At 41.7% G+C, this 17,961-nt stretch carries 17 protein-coding genes and 2 pseudogenes; 8 read left to right on the forward strand and 11 right to left on the reverse strand.

What is annotated here, in order from left to right:
- Nucleotides 1-8: 8 nt before the first annotated feature.
- The 6 genes and pseudogenes from IGK14_RS02530 to IGK14_RS02555 form a co-directional block, all read right to left on the reverse strand.
- The gene (locus IGK14_RS02530) at nucleotides 9-1,472 is read right to left on the reverse strand and encodes a PH domain-containing protein (RefSeq protein WP_010748800.1); all 1,464 of its coding nucleotides are present in this window, start codon (nucleotides 1,470-1,472) and stop codon (nucleotides 9-11) included.
- Entirely contained in the window at nucleotides 1,462-1,953 is a 492-nt protein-coding gene (locus IGK14_RS02535) for a PH domain-containing protein (RefSeq protein WP_010748801.1), read from the reverse strand. The genes IGK14_RS02530 and IGK14_RS02535 overlap by 11 nt, the downstream gene beginning before the upstream one ends.
- A gap of 314 nt (nucleotides 1,954-2,267) precedes the next feature.
- Nucleotides 2,268-2,621 carry a DUF3784 domain-containing protein gene (locus IGK14_RS02540; protein WP_010748802.1) on the reverse strand — a complete coding sequence of 118 codons (354 nt, stop codon included), beginning with the start codon at nucleotides 2,619-2,621 and terminating at the stop codon, nucleotides 2,268-2,270.
- Nucleotides 2,622-2,682: 61 nt separating this feature from the next.
- A pseudogene (locus IGK14_RS02545) lies at nucleotides 2,683-3,006 on the reverse strand (GNAT family N-acetyltransferase); the annotation flags it as partial.
- Nucleotides 3,007-3,243: 237 nt separating this feature from the next.
- Nucleotides 3,244-3,813, reverse strand: a complete 570-nt coding sequence (locus IGK14_RS02550) for a hypothetical protein (RefSeq protein WP_034695335.1) — start codon at nucleotides 3,811-3,813, stop codon at nucleotides 3,244-3,246.
- Complete coding sequence (locus tag IGK14_RS02555; RefSeq protein ID WP_010748805.1) at nucleotides 3,803-4,711, reverse strand: helix-turn-helix transcriptional regulator; 909 nt, start codon at nucleotides 4,709-4,711, stop codon at nucleotides 3,803-3,805. Before IGK14_RS02555 ends, IGK14_RS02550 begins: the two co-directional genes overlap by 11 nt.
- A gap of 93 nt (nucleotides 4,712-4,804) precedes the next feature.
- Here IGK14_RS02555 and IGK14_RS02560 point away from each other — a divergent pair, with 93 nt between their 5' ends.
- From IGK14_RS02560 to IGK14_RS02575, 4 genes are all read left to right on the forward strand, one after another.
- Nucleotides 4,805-5,233, forward strand: a complete 429-nt coding sequence (locus IGK14_RS02560; protein ID WP_010748806.1) for an effector binding domain-containing protein — start codon at nucleotides 4,805-4,807, stop codon at nucleotides 5,231-5,233.
- Between the two features lie 15 nt (nucleotides 5,234-5,248).
- A complete protein-coding gene (locus IGK14_RS02565) occupies nucleotides 5,249-5,761 on the forward strand; it encodes a ClbS/DfsB family four-helix bundle protein (RefSeq protein ID WP_194186201.1) in 513 nt (170 codons plus the stop codon).
- A 423-nt stretch (nucleotides 5,762-6,184) separates the two neighbouring features.
- The gene (locus tag IGK14_RS02570; RefSeq protein ID WP_270792505.1) at nucleotides 6,185-8,548 is read left to right on the forward strand and encodes an HAD-IC family P-type ATPase; all 2,364 of its coding nucleotides are present in this window, start codon (nucleotides 6,185-6,187) and stop codon (nucleotides 8,546-8,548) included.
- Nucleotides 8,549-8,777: 229 nt separating this feature from the next.
- Nucleotides 8,778-9,704, forward strand: a complete 927-nt coding sequence (locus IGK14_RS02575; protein WP_010748809.1) for a LacI family DNA-binding transcriptional regulator — start codon at nucleotides 8,778-8,780, stop codon at nucleotides 9,702-9,704.
- A 412-nt stretch (nucleotides 9,705-10,116) separates the two neighbouring features.
- Here IGK14_RS02575 and IGK14_RS02580 read toward each other — a convergent pair whose 3' ends face one another.
- A complete protein-coding gene (locus IGK14_RS02580) occupies nucleotides 10,117-10,305 on the reverse strand; it encodes a hypothetical protein (protein WP_005227564.1) in 189 nt (62 codons plus the stop codon).
- A 958-nt stretch (nucleotides 10,306-11,263) separates the two neighbouring features.
- Here IGK14_RS02580 and IGK14_RS02585 point away from each other — a divergent pair.
- The 4 genes and pseudogenes from IGK14_RS02585 to IGK14_RS02600 all read left to right on the forward strand — a co-directional run bounded on the left by IGK14_RS02585 (nucleotide 11,264) and on the right by IGK14_RS02600 (nucleotide 14,342).
- Nucleotides 11,264-11,722 (forward strand): hypothetical protein, encoded by a 459-nt coding sequence (locus IGK14_RS02585; protein WP_010748810.1) that lies wholly within the window; start codon nucleotides 11,264-11,266, stop codon nucleotides 11,720-11,722.
- 322 nt (nucleotides 11,723-12,044) lie between these two features.
- Nucleotides 12,045-13,353 (forward strand): annotated as a pseudogene (locus tag IGK14_RS02590) (DUF3440 domain-containing protein).
- A 121-nt stretch (nucleotides 13,354-13,474) separates the two neighbouring features.
- Complete coding sequence (locus IGK14_RS02595; RefSeq protein WP_228074195.1) at nucleotides 13,475-13,882, forward strand: hypothetical protein; 408 nt, start codon at nucleotides 13,475-13,477, stop codon at nucleotides 13,880-13,882.
- Nucleotides 13,809-14,342, forward strand: coding sequence for an IbrB-like domain-containing protein (locus tag IGK14_RS02600; protein ID WP_010748813.1), 534 nt, complete (start codon nucleotides 13,809-13,811; stop codon nucleotides 14,340-14,342). The genes IGK14_RS02595 and IGK14_RS02600 overlap by 74 nt, the downstream gene beginning before the upstream one ends.
- 51 nt (nucleotides 14,343-14,393) lie before the next feature.
- On the opposite strand, the gene IGK14_RS02605 is transcribed toward IGK14_RS02600, so the two are convergent.
- The 4 genes from IGK14_RS02605 to IGK14_RS02620 form a co-directional block, all read right to left on the reverse strand.
- Nucleotides 14,394-14,546 carry a hypothetical protein gene (locus IGK14_RS02605; RefSeq protein WP_010748814.1) on the reverse strand — a complete coding sequence of 51 codons (153 nt, stop codon included), beginning with the start codon at nucleotides 14,544-14,546 and terminating at the stop codon, nucleotides 14,394-14,396.
- Between the two features lie 490 nt (nucleotides 14,547-15,036).
- Nucleotides 15,037-15,555, reverse strand: coding sequence for a LysR substrate-binding domain-containing protein (locus IGK14_RS02610; RefSeq protein ID WP_306453154.1), 519 nt, complete (start codon nucleotides 15,553-15,555; stop codon nucleotides 15,037-15,039).
- Between the two features lie 6 nt (nucleotides 15,556-15,561).
- Nucleotides 15,562-15,912 (reverse strand): LysR family transcriptional regulator, encoded by a 351-nt coding sequence (locus tag IGK14_RS02615; protein ID WP_010748816.1) that lies wholly within the window; start codon nucleotides 15,910-15,912, stop codon nucleotides 15,562-15,564.
- A gap of 457 nt (nucleotides 15,913-16,369) precedes the next feature.
- Complete coding sequence (locus tag IGK14_RS02620) at nucleotides 16,370-17,875, reverse strand: helix-turn-helix domain-containing protein (RefSeq protein ID WP_154694155.1); 1,506 nt, start codon at nucleotides 17,873-17,875, stop codon at nucleotides 16,370-16,372.
- Between the last annotated feature and the right edge of the window lie 86 nt (nucleotides 17,876-17,961).

Consider the following 17,961-nt stretch of genomic DNA (forward strand, 5'->3'; position numbering starts at 1 on the left):
TGTGTGAACTAGGACAAAAACCAGCGCCGCAACTTTTCTGCTTCGGTTAATGGAAAGTAGAAAAGCTTACTTTCAGTGAGCGTATCTTCGGTTTTGATGGTCAGCTGTGACTTGCCAAGCCCTTTTTTGTGCTGCCAATACGTCGTGGTGACGGTGAAATCTTGGATTTTATTTTTCTTCAGATAAGCGGTCACCTTAGTAAGACCGCGAATCGTTTGGCACAACAATACGTGATTGTCTAAAAATTGATAGCCTTGTATTTTGCCCCGCCAAATACTTGATAACACGAAGGAGCCAAAGAACACGAAGAAAATCAGCGCTAACCACCAGAAAAAGAAGGCGGAGATTCCTACAGCAAGGAGTCCGATCAGCAGCGGCCAACGGCAGAAGTACCAAAAGTTGGGTCGCGGATTTTTCACTAGAGCGGTTTGTTGAAACGACCATTCGGGCAAAAAGCGGGCCAATGTGTCGGTCAGCTGCGCCTCTTTCAAAATGGGGAACAGATAGACCGTATCATCGCTTTCTGACGAACTGCCAGCAGCCAGCAGTAACTTGACGGAGCTTAGATGAAAGATTCTTCGATAAAGGTTTTGTTCGACACTCAGCCCTTGGATCCTAGCGAGGGGAATCGTTTGGTGACGTTTAGAAAACAAGCCTTGCGTGATCAACAACTGTTGCTGGTTCGTTTTCACCGTAAAGCCATAATAGCGGAAAAGATTCCTGGCGATCGCAAGGAAGAAAAACAAAATCAGCAGCCCGAGTAAAATTGCAGCACCTAATAAAAGGCCAAGTTGCTGCAATTCCGATGCATAGGCAAAGAAATTGGGAATGTTGTCAATCACGTTGTAGCCGATGACTAGAACCAAGGTGAAAACAGAAAAATCAGTGAGAGAAAACAAGAAAATCTCCTTGAATTTCAAAGTGAATGTTTCTAACGGCTGCGCTGACTTCTCAGCCGAAAACGCAGCGTAATCGTCGGTTGGTTCTTCTCTACTAGTTGTTTGGGCAGTCGGCTGTTGTGGTGTCGCAGCCGCCTTTTTTGACGCTTCGATTGAGGCAATGAGAGCCAGAGGCAATGCAGGGAAAAGAATTTCGGCTTCACCACTCGAACTTGCGGCGCTTTCCAACTTCACTTCAGCTAATTTAAATGGACGTAAATAAAAGTAATGATTCTCTTGAATGGTTTGGATGCGTTCAAATGGCAAAATCGTTTGTTTTTGGATAAAGAGTCCTTTGTTGACTAGTACACTCGTTTGATCGATTTGAAAGGTAAAGCGGGCGTAAGACAGTACCGCAAAAATCAGACACACCAGTAAAAATAGCAGAATGCCGCCCAGAATCATCGGAAAAGAAGGGGCGTCGTTGAATAATTTGAATACAAACAGAAACGCTAGTACCAGAAAATTTTTGCAATTTTTGAACCAATAAAGACCGATACACAGCAACGGCAGTCGTTGTTTTTCATAGATCATCTTTGACCACCTCGACTAAATTCATGATGGTTTCTCGCAAGCGTTCGGCTTGCGCCACTGGCAAGCCTTCAATGGTGTGGTTGGTGGCAGCCGTATGGATCTGTAAGGAGACTAAAGCGTATTTTCGCAAAAAGATCCCTTGGTCCGTTTCGATGTGCTGGATTCGACGGATCGGAATATACGTGGTGTTGCGAAATAGATAGCCACGTTGAATAGCGATATCCTTTTCTTGGATCTCGTAGCGATGGAATTTGTAACGGTAGTTCATTAGCACAAAAGAAAGCAGATGGCTGATCAAAGTCAGCGCCAATAAGCTTGACCAAAGGGCGAACACCCAGAAATGAAGCCAGTTTTGCGTGGCTAGAAACCAAAAAGAAGCAGCGAAAATCAGGCTGAAAATAATCAGTGACGTAATCCTTCGCAACCGCCAAACACGAATGATGGTCTGAGGCATTTGTTCATTTAATAAGGGATAATTCAAGGGAAACGTCCTCTCTATAAAAAAATGACTAATAAGTATAAATATAATGGTGCAGTGTAAGAAAAACAAGAGGCAAGGGAGAATTCAGTAAGGACAGCTGGCTCGATTGCGAAAAGATGTGTGAGAAATCTTCTTATAAAACAAGGAAGAACTGTCGTCTAGTAACCTAAAAAAAAACCGTCTTAGATGACGGTCCTAGGGGGATCACATTCAGATGTTTTCGTTTAAAACAACCAATCATTGGTTAAAAAACTTGGATTACAGTGATCGCTTAGAAATACCTTATGAGTAAAACGAGAAATTCTCTCTTTATCTCAGTCTTTATTTATCGGATAGTACGAACGATTTTTTCGGACTTCAATGAAAATGAAGAGAACAAAAAGCAAGGTAAGGAGGGCACATACTATCCTAATTATTGACGAATCACCGATTTCTTCAAGCAGCAGGTAGAGCACAAGACCCAAAGACAAAACATAAACACCTGTCCAAAAGGCGCATTTGCTCATTGATTTTGAGATTGCCTGACTATCTGCTTGTGCTTTTTGATTTTCAGTCAAATCATTGTATCCAGCTATCAAGAAGCCCCATTTTTGTTTGCGAAACTGAACACCACACAAAAAGCATCCGAGAGCAAATACAACGACCAAAAGATAAATCAACCAATACAAGTTTTCTCACTCCTTTCTTATCGTTCAAGAATGATCGTTAGGTTTCGTGTTTCAACACCACTCATTCAGCGAAACGTCGAACCATCGTAATATCTGTTTCCAAATAGCCCATTTTTTTGTATAGCTGATACGCAGACTGATTATGGGCAAAAACGTGCAAGCCGATCTCAGTGATGCCTTGCTGGATCGCCCACTTTTCCAAAGCCTGTAACGCTTTGGTGCCATAGCCTTTTCCTCGCTGGTCTTCCTCGATGATAAAGTCATAGATGAAGGCTTTCTGGGCAGCTGTGTTGACCCAAATCACCCCGATCGGTTCACTAAAATCAGCTGCAAATAAAGAAAACAAGTGATTGTTTTCGGTGGCAGTCCCTTGAGGAAGCAGGGAAGCAAAGCTTTCTTTGGCTAGGGCGAGGGCCTCGTCTTTGGCCCATGTGCCTGCTTAGACTTTGTCATTGGCGTATTCGAAAATTGCATTGGTTAAGTAAGCAGCATAGTCGCTGTCTTTCATTGGGATTAAGTTCATCTATTTCTCCTTTTGTCCTTTTCGGCTCTTCTTAACCTACAGAATGATTGTAGGCAATGAGAAACAAGGACATTTGATATGAAACGGTTTGTTTCCCCTTCAGTTGAGGCGCTCTGGCAGCGGGTCTCGTCGTTGAAACAAAAACAGGTCATCCGGTGCAAACTGGTGTCGTGCATCGCAAGTATAGCCTCGTAGCCAGTCAACCCCATCGATGCGGCGAACGTAGAATCCTTTGGGGAAATCGTCGGTTTTTTCCAAAGGCACAGAAGCGATCGTGATTGCGGCAGCTGGCGCTTTTCCTTGGGATTTCAGTCCGGTACTATTTGCCAGTTGATGATAGCTGAGGCGAAAGTGTAAGGCCATTTCCAATGTACAATCGGTCAGTCCATAAGAAGGTGCAGCTGCAAAAATCTCCGTCAAAGAGCCACCTTGGGTGAGTCCTAGTTCTTTAAGAGAAACAATCACACAAGTAGTACGCTGTTTATCGGCACTGAAGGAGAGCTGGGGATGGCGCAAGAGCTGGTTGGCATACGCGTTTAAGTGAATCTGATTTTCTTCCAACTGCTGGCAAAGGCGGTTTAGCGAAACCCCGCCATACTGTACGATTACTTCCTTCAAATCAAACACTCCTTTCAATAGGGATCCTTTTCCTAAAAAATCAGTTCGCACCCTCGTTCTTGGACAAATTGGCATAAATCGCAGCAACTTCTTCTTGGTAACGATTCTTTAGTCGAGGGGGACTTAAAATGCGTAGGCTTTTTCCAAAAGAGAACAAATAGGGCACTACCCAGCTTTCCTCGGGCAAATCAACGGTAACCACAGCAGTGCCTTCCTCCGTCAAAGTAATATCCTGATGATCGAACTCATCATATACCCGATAAAGAACGTCGGCTTGAAAGAATAGACGCGCAGGATAGGTGTCAACAGTCAACTCAATGGCAGAATCAGGCGCAGGGACCGGGAAAAAATGCTGTTCGGTGACGTGGACCTGACTCATGCGGCTGATTTTAAATGTCCGAAAGGCATTCTTTTGCTGGTCGAAGGCTTGCAGATACCATGCTTGCGAACGAAAAAGCAGTTTGTAAGGCTGACAGACGCGTTTTTTCGGTCCCTGTTTACTGATATAGTCAAAGGTGATCACGTGGTTCGTTAAAATACTCTTTCTTAATAAATCAAACGTGTCGTTGCCGTTTTCTCGCCGATGCCAAGTGGAAAAATCTACCTCTAGCCAATCAGCATCGGGCTGCTTAAACAAGGATTGCAGTTTTGCCAGCGATTGCCCACTGATCTGTGGCGTTAGCTGGCGAATCCCTTTCAACGCCAAAAGTAGGTTTTTTCGTTCTTCCTCTGATAATAACACTTTATCCAACACAAAACTGCTTAACAGATAAACGCCGCCATTTCGACCCGTTTCGGTATAGATGGGCACGCCAATACTGCTTAGGGTATTGATATCTCTGGTGATGGTGCGAGTCGAGACTTCAAATTGTTTGGCTAATTCAGAAGTGGTTGCTTTTTCATGATTCAACAGGTGATAGATAAGGCCGAACAGGCGCGTCGTACTCACTGGGGTTACTCCTTTTTGGAAAAGATGGTGAAACACTGACACAGGGTGTCTAGGTTTCTATCGTATCATAAAGACAAAGAAGGAGGAACGCTAATGAAATTTTCGATAATAGCAACTGAAAGAACCAATAATTTTACTGATCCAGCGATTCAAGCAAAAATCACTGGCTTATGGGAGAAAAACAGCGAAGCGGTCAAGAAAGCCGCAGAAAAAGGAATGGCCATCGCTTGCGTTTACCACGGGTATGAGTCAAACTATCAAGGAGACTATGCCGTTTCTCTTTGTTGCGAAGAAACGGAGCAAGCAGACTTTGATACAGAAAAATATACTTGGAAAAAGTATCCGGTCGATCGGCGTGATGCGCAGGGCATTTTGACTACTTGGCGTCAAATCTGGTCTGAGGAAGAAAACCACCAGCTGCAGCGCAAGTATTCCTTTGATTTTGAACAATATGCGCCAGACGGCGAAGTAACGATTTTTATCGCCATTGCTGAAAGCGACAAAGAGCAGCCATTTTCCTGAATAGGAGGACAAACAATGAGACAATATGAAAGCAAAGCAGCGCTGATCCAAGAGATCACAGAGCGTTACCAAAAATTTCGCCAAGAATTTGTTGAAATTCCCGAAGCGTTACGAAATCAGCGAACAGCTGGGGTCGATAAGACGCCTTCAGAAAACTTGTCTTACCAAATCGGCTGGGTCAGTTTGTTATTGTCATGGGAAGCACAGGAACAGCAAGGGATGAGCGTTCACACACCTGCTGAAGGGTACAAATGGAACAACCTTGGCGGATTGTATCAATCTTTTTATCAGACATACGGCAGTTTGACCTTAGCACAGCAGCAAGAGCTCTTAGACCAAAAAGTGACGGCCCTTTGCCAGTGGATCGAAGGCTTATCCGATCAGGAATTGTTTGAAGCAGGGCAGCGGGATTGGGCAACCACCAAAGCACAGTGGCCAGTCTATAAATGGATCCATATCAATACAGTAGCACCCTTTACCAATTTCCGAACGAAAATCCGAAAATGGAAAAAGGAAGCACTGCATTGATCAATAAAAGAAGCAAGCTGGTTGAGCGTTTTTTAGCAACTGAGGGAACAGCTAACTTAAAGAATTGTTAAACAGTTGATCTGTGAAGATCAGCTGTTTTTTTTGTTTTGTGTCATCGCAAGAAACCACCTGGAAAGCCTATGATAGCTTATTGTCTAGTCGGTTCAGGTTAAGAAATAAACTGTTATTTTAATTCCTAAAGTGACGCGAAGGTGACAAAAATGAAACGCCAATTCGTAAATGGGTATGCTATATTTTAAACAGTACTTGTTTTTTTACAGAAAAAAAGCGGGGAGTCGATGGCGTATCTTACGCAATCGACGCCAATTGTTTTTATAGAAAAAACACAAAACCATTCCCAAGTCTGATGCAAATTTGCTGAATATTCAGCAAAATAAAAGTAAATGACTAAGAATAGAAAGGGTGAGGATCATCGAAAACAACCAAACCATTGGCTTGACGTCAGGAGAAGTCAAGGCGCGGGTGCAGCGCGGTCAAGTCAATAAGACAAAAAAGGATACGACGAATACGTACCCGAAAATCCTTTTTACCAATATCTTTACCTTTTTCAATTTGATCAACTGTGTCCTATTCTTTCTCGTCTGTTTGACGGGTTCTTATCAAAACGGCTTGTTCGTTTTTGTTGTCTTCAGCAATGTGATCATCAATCTCTTTCAAGAAGTTCGTTCCAAACGAACGCTGGATAAGCTGGCATTGCTAAAAGTTGCCAAAGCCGATGTTTATCGGGATGGCAAGCTGGAGAATTTGCCGATCCACAAACTCGTAATGGATGATGTGTTACGACTGAAAAGCGGGGATCAAGTGCCGACGGATGCCAAAGTCATTCAAGGGTCTTTAGAAGTCAATGAATCCTTGCTGACTGGTGAAATGGATACGATCTACAAGCAGCCAGCAGACGAGTTGTTTTCTGGCAGTTTTATCACTGCTGGCGAAGCGTTATGCCAAGTGATCCACGTAGGCGCTGACAACTATATCGCAAAAATCAACAAAGAAGCCAAAACCATCAAACGACAAAAATACATGATCCAAGGCAGTTTAAACAAAATCATTCGTTGGATCAGTCTGATTTTGGTGCCGTTATGTACCCTCTTGTTCGTCAAACAGTTCTATTTCTCTCATGCAACTTTCAACACCGCCATCTTACGGACGGTGGCGGCAGCTGTGGGAATGTTCCCCGAAGGTTTGTTTTTATTGACCAGTGTCACATTGACCATCAGTGCCGTCTATCTGGCGCGCAAAAAAGTGATGGTGCAGGAATTGAACTGCATTGATGCCTTGGCACGGGTCGATGTTCTTTGCTTAGATAAAACGGGCACGATCACCGAAGGCAAGATGACGGTGGAAAAGACGATTTCCTTTCAATCGGACACACCGTTGGCAGAAATCACTGGTAACTTAATGGCGCAGCTACCCGATCAGAACCCAACGGCAATGGCGCTGCGAACCTTTTTCCCAGAAAAAATGACGTACCAGATGCAGCAAGTCGTCCCCTTTTCATCAGATCGCAAATTCAGTTGCGTCACGTTTGAAGGACAAGGCACTTATTTCATCGGAGCTGCGTCGATTTTACTAGGAACCAACCATGAAGCTGTCTTAAAACAGGAAAGGCAGCTGGCAGAAGAAGGCTACCGAGTGATCGTTTTGGCTCACAGTACGCAAGGCTATGAGGAGGAAGGACTGCCGACGGATATTGAACCGCTGGGCTTTTACTTACTGTCAGACACGATTCGTGAAGATGCCAAAGAGACCTTGGAGTATTTTCGTTCACAGTCAATCCAATGCAAGATCATCTCTGGCGATGATCCAGTGACAGTCAGTCAAATCGCGAAAAAAGTCAATCTACCAGGGGCTTCTGATTTTATCGATGTATCAAAATTAACTGCAGCCGAATTAAAAGAAGCTGTCAGCAACTATCAGATTTTTGGTCGAGTGACGCCGCAACAAAAAAAAGAAATGGTGCTCTACTTGAAAGAACAAGGGCATACTGTCGCGATGACTGGCGATGGCGTCAACGATGTTTTGGCGCTGAAAGAAGCCGACTGCTCGATCGCAATGGCTTCTGGTGTCGATGCTGCGCGTCAAGTGTCAAATCTGGTTCTTTTGGAAAATCAATTTGATGCTTTGCCATCGGTCATGGATGAAGGCCGCCGAGTGATCAATAACATTACCCGCTCAGGTTCATTGGTGCTAGTGCAAGTCTTATTCTCCATCATGATCACCATGGGGACGTTGTTATCAGGAACGACCTATCCTTTTGAGCCGATCCAATTAACGATCATCAATGCCTGCTTTGTTGGCATTCCGACCTTCTTTTTAAACTTTGAACCAGACTTCAATCGGATCAAAGGAGACTTTATGACGACGATTTTCAAAAATGCTTTTCCAACAGCCTTGACGATTACGGTAGGAACTTTGCTGATCATCAACTTTGGCTATTGGTTCAACAGCAGCAGTAAAGCTCTATCGATCATGAGCATTATTTTTACTGCTTGGAACTATCGCTTGATCCAGAAAAAAGTCTATCCAGCGATCAACAGCTATCGAACGATGATTTTTTTCAGCACTCAGATCTTGTACTTTGCTGCTTTGATCGTCGGTCGCGACCTCTTTAACCTAGGCAATACCAGCTATCTCAACCTCATTCTCTTGATTGCCTTGTTGAATTTTTCCGCCTACATGCAACGCTTTGCGGATAAGGGCATCGAGCTGCTGATGCGAAGATATACGAAGAAACGTAAAAGTTTATCAAAAGAAATGATTCAGTAAATAATAGAAAAACTGATTGCTTAAGCAGCGTTTGCAGCCTGCTAGGCAGTCAGTTTTTGATTTTAAATAAATTTCTTTTCAAGGAGTCTAACTAAGTCTTGCTATGAAACTCGTTTCATACCGTACAATCAATCAAGAGACCTTCTCAGAAAATTGTCGAAAGTGGAACAACTAATTTTCTATGGTAGACTTAGGTCATTAGCAAAACAATCAGATAGGAATGAAAGAAATGGCAACGATTCGCGATATAGCAAAAATTACTGGTTTTTCGATCACGACGGTCTCTCGTGTGATCAATGGCCATCCTTATGTCGATGAGCAAAAGCGAGCAGCGATTTTGGCAGTGATGGAAGAACTAGATTACAAACCGAATAAAATCGCCCAAAAACTTAGCTCGGGGAAAACCTATAATATTGGAGTCATCGTACCGTTTGTCAATCACGCCTTCTTTGACGGAATTTTAAATGGCATCATGGAAGAAGCCTTTGCCCAAAAATACAAGGTGACGTTGCTTCCGACCAATTTTGATCGGAAGCTGGAGCTAGAATATCTAGAAGAATTCGCTGCAAAGGGATTTGACGGCTTGATCGTCATCACCCGCGCAAATCATATCGAGACATTTTATCCCTACATGGAAAAAGGACCGATTGTTTTTTGCGAAAATTCGACCGGTACGGCCGTTCCTTTCGTTGCGATCGACTTGGTCGGCTCTGTGACAGCCAGTATCAAGTATTTGAAAGAACAAGGCGTAAAACGCTTGGGACTGACGCTCGGGCGCAGCAAACGCCTCAGCTGCAATTCAGTCAACACGATCGCAAAAGCCAAGGAGCTGTTTCCTAATTTTTCTGAAGCAGATATTTATTGGGATTGTATCAAAGCACAAGATGGGATTCCCGCAGCTGCATTTTTTAAGGAACGAGGAATCGATGGGGTGATCACAAATGGGGACGAGATCGCAGCGATGATCTTAAATCAATACTCCCACGGGACAGCACCCGTCGTGATTGGACAAGAAAACCTGCTCATCAGTCAAATGCTGCACTTTTCTTCCGTTGAGTTTCATCTGGATCAGTGCGGCAAAGAAGCTTTTCGATTGTTTCAAGAAAGAAAACAAGAGCAGATCATTCTGCCTTACGAACTTATTATTCGTGAATAATCATTGTTATAAAAAGAACACACCTTTTTGTCGAGAGGTGTGTTTTTGCCTGCTTATAAAGGGGATTTGTAGAGATAAAATAAAAAAATAAAGAAAAAATTTATTTTGAAAGCTTGCTTTTCACAGAGTAAAGGGCTACCATTGGTCTGTGGCTTTTTCGCCACAAAATAGGAAACGTATCAGACAAGAGTACTTGGGGAAGATTCTCTTGGGGGAAGCCTGATACGTTTCCTTTTGTTCATTCTAACACTATTTATATATAAAGTAGAGAGATATTGAGTAGATAAATAAAAATACTGCTGTAATTGATGAATAGGAAAAGAGCAAGCTCACAAAGGACTACTTTCAAAGCGTTTTCCTACAACATGTTGGATGGCAAATGGCTCCTCATGTTTTGGTTAATAAAAGAGGATCAACTAACTAATTGTGTGGCACCAACTAGAAAATTACATAGCTTAGCAACACCTGTTTCAGCTGTTTCTTTGATTAGAACAGTTGCAGTATTTTCGTAAACATGAATCACACTAACTTCTTGTAAACCGGTAAAGCCAATAACATTTGCCTGATAGTTTTGACCAGGGAACACTTGGTATTTTTCCATGTTTTTATCTCCTTCATTATTCTTATTTCAAAAGAATAATAATTAAAATTTAAGAAAAAGTAAAGTGAAACGATTTTTCATTCAAAAACTCGTCTTTTCGGCTGTTTATTCGAGTGGAAATCAACCTTTTCTGTAATTTTTCATTTGTTTTTTCAATAAATATACGATGGCTAGTTGAATATTATTCAAAGGATCATACCAATTTAGCGAGCGATCGACTACAAAGTTGAGGGAAAGAAAGCCAGAAATTCCCAGCTATATTGTTTGTTTTGTCCCGTCTCCACGCTTATAATAAAGGTAGGAAGAACGATCGGCGTTACTACTTCCTAATTCAATTGAAAAGGGCGTGCAAGTTATGGAAAACGTATACCGAAATAACTTTGTCAAAAGAACGGTTCAACTGATGTTTGCACCAAAAAAAATCAGAAAACGTCCACCCGAACAATGGATCAAAATGCCTACCGACCGAGGTATTCGGAGAAAGGACGCGTGATCCAGCATCTCGCAGCTATGCGTGAAATAGTTTTTGAAGAAACGAAACTCAGGAAGTCCCGTCAGGGGACTTCCTTTTTTATGTCATTTTTATCACATTCTTCATTGAGAAAATTATTAGTACAGGCGCTCTTTTGCAGACGCAAGGTCAAGAATACGATGGAATAAGAAATCACAAACTACAAAGAAACGAATGTCAGAACTCAATGGATCATTGGGTGAAAGACTACAATCCTTCTTTTCATTGAGGGATTTCCCTGTTTTTTTGATCGATTTTAAATTGGATATTGCCAGGAAAAATGCGCGCCAACGAGCGATCACTTTCTAATGGTACAGGAGACCAACGTTTAAGGAACGTAAAAGCAATCAAAAAAGCGCTTTTTTCGTACAAAGATTCTGTTAAAATGATGATATGGATAAAAAAATAGCAATTGCTGCAAATCAATCATTTAAAGAAGGTGAAAGCATGGACTACCAAGAAATCGCGCGTCATTTTCAGACAACATCGTTTGATCCCCAACCGTTTGTGCAAACGGCGATCGATGATCGAAAGGTAAGGGAGAAGCTAGTGGAGAATGTCGTTGATGGTCAAAATCATATCAATGAGTATTTTAATAGTTATTTGATTATTAAAGAAGTAGCCACTAAAAACCCTGAGCTGATTTATGAGGAGTGGGAACGGATCTGGGCACTGCATACCCACAAAAATTCCTATCATCGCTGGTTCGCCCATGATCTGATCACGCAACTTCTGGTGATCGATCATGAAGACAAGTTTGAAGCAATCAAGCGAGAATATGTACTGCTGCCCAAAGAAGAAAAAATCAGTAATTACAAGAAGATGTCTGAGAATATCCAAAAGGCTATGAAGCTCAAATACCTCAGCAAAGAAATTTCACTGTTATGGAAAATTAAGTACATGTGATGAATGAACGGATAATCAGGTTGATGGTATTGCTTTCTATTAGTTAAATCATAGAAAAAACAGGCTATCTTTTTGTGATTCAAAAAAGAGCAGATGTATCAGTAGCAAGCAGTGATTATGAAGTTTAAAAAATTGATATCTCTGCTTTTTTAGCCTGTAGTTGACTCATTATCCGATACTGAGCGCGCGTATTTCAACATGTCGCTGTATGAAATAACAGGGAAATCTCCCTTAAGTCCTTGTAAGAAGCCAAGTGAAACTTTATACTAGAATGTAATACTTATTCAAAAAAAGGACAAATAAAATGAGGACATGAGCTTTTATGAAGAAATATTGTAAGGAAAATGTGCTAGAAGCGGCGATGACGCGTTTGGAATATATTTTTGATACCTTTCCCCATGTGTATTTCTCTTTCAGTGGCGGAAAAGATAGTGGTGCCATGATCCAATTGGCAGACCAAGTCGCACAGAACAAAAAGAAAACCTTTGATCTGCTGATTTTAGATATCGAGGCAAATTATGATGCTACGAGAACGTTCATGGAAAAAATCAAAGCGTTACCAAGTATCAATCAAACCTTCCACTTCTGTTTGCCCTTTTACGAGGACAACAATACCAGCGTCTTTCAGCCACAATGGCTGATGTGGGATGAACAAGAACGTGAGAAGTGGGTACAACTGATGCCCAAAGATGCGATTTCACTTGCTGATTTGGATGAATCATTGATGGAAATCTATCAGAGTGCAAATATGAACCCTGATAAGTTTTTACGAAACTTTGCTCATTGGTACGCAAGCTATCATCAGTTTGAGCCGGTTGCTTGTGGTGTGGGGATACGGACCCAGGAAAGTCTGTATCGGTATCGATCGATCACATCGCCAAAGTATAACTTTCGGAAGCAATGCTGGATCAAACGGCAAGTAGCAGATTCAATGGTCGTCAATTTTTACCCCATCTATGATTGGAAGACCGAAGATGTGTGGGGAGCCTATGCCCATTTTGACTGGCCAATCAATGGCTTTTATGAAAAGTTGTATGATCATGGCGTTCCGATCCATCAAATGCGGATCTGTCAGCCTTATGGCATGCAGCAACGAAAAGGCTTGTACCAATATGCTTTGGTGGAACCGGAAACGTGGGAACGCGTCGTAAATCGTGTGTCAGGAGCCAATTTTGGTCGCTTGTATGCCCAGACAGGATTGCTGGCGCATTACAATACGAGAAAGCCCAGTCATATGACTTGGCAAGAGTATGCGGTCTTTTTACTGGAATCAATTGGGACTTTATTCAAAGAAATTACAGGATCATTATTACCGCAAAATCACGATTTTGATTGATCATTATCGAGAAAAGCACGGGATCGAAGTGGAAGATATACCCGATGTGACCAAACGTAAGGACTGGCTGAAAAACGAAGTACTCTGGCATGACTGGAAAGGGATCGCTCGTGCGTTAGAAAAAAATGATTTTTCTTTGAGTACGCGACAATATAGTTTGACGAAAAAAGATGAGACGGAATTGTATGAGTTGGCGGTCGATTTTGGGGCGGCTTTGGGGATCGAGCATTTACCCAAGTATCAGTTAAAAAAATTGAATGCCAAATACGAGTATTTAACGAAAAAAATCACCTAACGATGGACGAGTGCGTCCTTAGAGAGGAAGGGTTTTGTGAACGAACGATTGGTTTTATTTTTTCCACCGTATAAGAAAAGCCAATTCTATCAATTGATGGGGGTTTTTTTTTGCGGAACGGGTGTATCAGCAGCAATTTCCGTACTTAGTCAATGATGAGAACTGCTACTGGTACGTGATTCTTGATGACGAAAAACGGGTGACTGCTTTTTCTTATTATGAAAAAGGCGCCAACAAAGTGGAGCTAGGGGAATTTTATGAAAAAGATCCAGCCGCTCAATTTAAAAAGTTTCTTTTACGGAAAATGCTGGTGGATATCAGCCGCAACTACCCAGAAGCAGAGATTCTCGCTTCTAGTAACCAGCCTAGTGAAATTGTACTTTTGGAGTCAAAAGGGTTTGCGGTTTATCGACAAACAAAAAATTATTCATTTCTAAAAAGGAGTGTAGTACCTCATGAGCGATATCGATTTTCCAATGTTAGCGGCGAAGCTGATCCCAGTCAGCAAGATTCACGCGAATACATATAATCCCAACACCGTGGCTGCTCCAGAAATGGATTTACTGGAACTGTCGATTCGAGAAGATGGCTTTACGCAGCCATTGGTTTGTTACCACGATAAGGAGCAGGATAAGTATATTTTGATCGATGGGTTTCATCGGTACATCGTAGCAAAAGATCGCTTGGAATTGCCAAGCGTTCCGGTCACGGTGATCGATAAGCCTTTTGAGAATCGCATCGCTTCAACGATTCGCCACAATCGAGCACGTGGTACCCATGGCATAGAGAAGATGGGAAATATCGTGCAGCAGTTGGTGGCTAATGATTGGTCGGATGAACGAATTGCCAAGGAATTGGGGATGGACCGCGAAGAGGTCTTTCGCTTTAAGCAGCGTTCAGGTTTAAAAAGTGCCTTTTCGAACCATGAATTCAGCAAGTCTTGGATTGAGTTTGAAAAAAGATATTACAAAGGCAAAAAAGAGACCTGAGAGGTTGAAAAAACTATTTAAAAAAGCTATCTATTACAAGATAGCGATTCGTTAATAATTCTTTTTAAATTTTGAATAGGTGTTTTTTACAACGATAACGATCAAATTGACCACCATCGACAAGCAAAGCGTCCCTAAGAGAATAGCTAGGATCACACCTAATGCGTCTCTTAAAAAGCTGAAGATTGCTTCAATGATAAACATGGCTTTTCCTCCTTTTCTCATCGTCTATTTTTTCTGACAATTGCAAAAACAGCTTCCTTGAGCAATAACTACCCAAAGACTTTGCCCTGCGGGGTACAAGACTCAGTTTCTTGAGAACTCGTCGCTTCAAAATTGAGTATACTTTATAAATAATGAAAAAACGTTTCTATTTTTTACAATCGGAGAAAAAATCGGAAATGTTAAGAATAACGACATCTTTTCTGATTTTTCTTCGATTTACATGAATAATCGTATCAGGTTGCATAAAAAAAGTAAAATGATAACAAAAAATCGAATCGAGAGAAAAGATACTATCTTGTAACTTTATAACCGTAAGCGAATTCAAAAACCTTGCTGCACCAAGTCTTTAAAACGTAAAGACTTGGTGCAGCTCTTTTGTTTCCCGCTGTGACGAGGTTTACAAAATGACTGACATTATTTTTCCGAAAAAAGCATAATTGCATAAAAATCAATGCGGATTAAAACCGTTTTATAACAAAGATAGTAAGCGTATTTTTAGCTCGATGACAAAATTTTTTGTGATGCTGGGAGAAAGCATCAGTGGATGTTTTGACAATAAGCCGATCGACATGTGGGGATCAGGCAAAGGAAGCGAGACGATTTTTACTCGAGCATGAGTTTGCTCAATGATGGAACGAGGGATCAGACTGCAGTATCCAGTTTGTTCGATCAAGTAAGGAATCGTACTGATATTGCTGACAGACTCCCAATGGATCGAAGGAACCTGATTGTCAAGATAGCATTCAATTTTTGTGCGAGCTGGACAATCAGACTTGGAACGATAGAGATGGCTCCCTTCAAGGTCGGCTAGCATATTGATGATTAATGGGTTTGAGATTGCGGTAATGCAGCAAAGCTCTTCTTGAAACAATTCCTCGTAAGTAAAATGTTTCTCGTGAGGAAGTGAGCATAAGACGAAATCAATTCGGTTTTCATTTAGTGCATTGGCTAATTCTAGTGTTGATCCCACGACGATCTCGAAGTTTATTTTTGGTTAGTGCTGCGAAAAATCGTGAAGCAGTGCAGGCAAAACCAAAATGTCATAGGGTTGAAGGATGCCCATCCGCAACGAATACTCGACCGTATGGGAAGCATTGATCAACTGTTCTTTGACCCGCTCCCAGTGGGCAATCAGTTCGGGTACTTCCTGTTTCAACAATTCGCCTTCCAAGGTCAATACATTGCTTTTTCCTTCCAAAAATAACGCTACTTCTAATTCGTCTTCTAACTTTTTGATATGGTTCGTAACGGTCGACTGGGCATAGTTTAGTTTGGCGGCAGCTCTAGTAAACGTACCTTCCTCGACGATTGTTTTGAAGGATTGCAGCTCCTTGATAAAATCCACGTTTGTTCCCCTCTCTTTTTACCTATTATACAAAAAAGGAGCGGGGAGAAAATTTCTTTTTTTTCTAGTAAATAAAAAAAATAGATACAAAAGTTATTTAAAACATGCAGTCTGTTATGACCGTATGTTTCTTTGCTTTTAAAATAACACTTCTCACAGTTGGGGCTAAGAATAGCAGCTAAAATTTCTTTCATTAAAAATTCACGAATCAGGCAACTTTTCAGGGATTACGAACAGCACATAAAAACAAGACAGGGGCTTTCTCCGCTGCGCTTGAATGGAAAAGCGTTTATTAGGAGAGGAATCTTGCAAAAAAGGTCTGATTTTTTTCTGATGTGAAAAAAATAGACACGCTAAGAGAAAAGAAAAATGGATACTTAGGAAAGGGTCAAAATAGCAAACCGCGCAATGAAAAACTGGCGGCGCTTCCTTCAAGAAGGCCGTCAGTTTCCTTAGGTCAACGAATCGGTGTGATTCTTGGCTGAATCAGCTGTTCAATCGTTTTGTGGATGATCGTCCAGTCCGAAAGGGTGGGGACATTTGAAATGCGTAGTTGCTGAAATTTGGAGTTGCTTTTCAGATGCAAGTCAAAATTGCTAACGATCAAATCTATTTCCCGATGGATCAATTCTTGTTCATCAGGAGCCACTTCAAAAAAGTAACTGATTTCTGTATGGTCGTTTTTAAATAATTCCGTTGATGCAGCTAAGAAAGCATCTAGACCAGCACCGCCTTGAAAAGCAAAGGCTACTTTGAGGTGTTTTTTCAGCTGGGGATTAGGCGCTAACTCGCTTAACAAAGTCAATGTGACTGCGATATGTTCCAAGTGAGTAAAGGAAAAGAAGCGGCTTTGATCGTTGAAAGGTTTCAACCACTCATTCCAAGAAAGGTAATCCGTCTTGAATGTCGTTTCAACAAAGGCTTTGATCTGCGGATCAGCAAACTCATAATTGGCAGAAATCATCGTCAGCAGGCGAAGATTTACGAGATAAGCGATGATCTTGTGGGCAGCTGCAGGTGGAATAGCGACGCCAGATTTCTCTAAAAAGGCAGCCGCTTCTGCAATAATTTCTGGTCTTTCTGTATGGTGAAAAATGTAATCCGAATCGCTTTCGCCGTTGATGTCCATCGTACTATAGGAAAGACAGTGAAGCGCATTGACAAAGATCCAAAGCAGCTCTTGTTGCGGCAAGTGGATGATTCGGTATTTTTTCAAGTAATGTTCGTTTAATATTTCTGAAAAAATAGCGAAGCGCTCTTTTTCCAATAGATTGCGTTCTAAAGACGGCGGCAAGGTCAAAAAGTAAGAGTGGCGCCACCTGCGCTTGGCGATACTTAGCCACAGAGCCAGTCTGTAATGGCTGTAATGCAAATCTTTTTTGTTGGCTTCCTTGGCTTTTTGGACCAGCAGACGGGCATCCGCTGGACTATCCTTATCTAAAATCGTGCTATCGCCATAAGCAGAAAAAAAGACGAACAGACAAAATCGGATGTCCTCTTCGGTACCAATAAAGTCAAGATGATTCGTGGCAATAGTTACAGAATAGGTTTGCAACGACTTGTTCATGTAGCTGATCGTCCGTAAAAGATGACTGCGAGAATAACCGAATTCAATCGTTGCTCGGTGAATAGAGTATTTTTTATTATCAATAATACTCGTCATGATTTTAAACTCCAGCGTTTCCATCCCCAGGTATTGGATGGCAGAATTGATGGAAGCGTTCGGCGGATAAGCGATCGAGACGATGTTCGTTTCTGAGAGTGTGATCTTGACCAGGTCTTTTGGCAAACTGTCACTTAAAATACTCAGCTCTTTGGTAACTGTAGGCAAAGATAGTCCTAATAATGTTGCTAATTCTTGTGGATGATACCCTGTCGGTGCAGCATTTAGTACTTGCAAGATTTTTACTTGTCGAGAAAATGCTTTGTCCCGATGCAAGTTGATAGATAAATTTTCTAACATTGAAGTCACCACCTATCCATTGAAATTACGCTCGTTTTAAGTAAATTATATAATACTCTGCGCCAATCAAGAAGTCTTATCCCTTG

It is taken from the genome of Enterococcus sp. DIV0970a (assembly GCF_051711265.1).
Lineage (GTDB): Bacteria > Bacillota > Bacilli > Lactobacillales > Enterococcaceae > Enterococcus_D > Enterococcus_D casseliflavus.

Bases quoted from the DNA above. Each gene is read 5' to 3' on its own strand.
- IGK14_RS02530 (WP_010748800.1), bottom strand. From the start codon at position 1,472: ATGATCTATGAAAAACAACGACTGCCGTTGCTGTGTATCGGTCTTTAT.
- IGK14_RS02560 (WP_010748806.1), top strand. From the start codon at position 4,805: ATGAAATTTTCGATAATAGCAACTGAAAGAACCAATAATTTTACTGAT.
- IGK14_RS02565 (WP_194186201.1), top strand. From the start codon at position 5,249: ATGAGACAATATGAAAGCAAAGCAGCGCTGATCCAAGAGATCACAGAG.
- IGK14_RS02575 (WP_010748809.1), top strand. From the start codon at position 8,778: ATGGCAACGATTCGCGATATAGCAAAAATTACTGGTTTTTCGATCACG.
- IGK14_RS02580 (WP_005227564.1), bottom strand. From the start codon at position 10,305: ATGGAAAAATACCAAGTGTTCCCTGGTCAAAACTATCAGGCAAATGTT.
- IGK14_RS02585 (WP_010748810.1), top strand. From the start codon at position 11,264: ATGGACTACCAAGAAATCGCGCGTCATTTTCAGACAACATCGTTTGAT.
- IGK14_RS02600 (WP_010748813.1), top strand. From the start codon at position 13,809: ATGAGCGATATCGATTTTCCAATGTTAGCGGCGAAGCTGATCCCAGTC.
- IGK14_RS02605 (WP_010748814.1), bottom strand. From the start codon at position 14,546: ATGTTTATCATTGAAGCAATCTTCAGCTTTTTAAGAGACGCATTAGGT.
- IGK14_RS02620 (WP_154694155.1), bottom strand. From the start codon at position 17,875: ATGTTAGAAAATTTATCTATCAACTTGCATCGGGACAAAGCATTTTCT.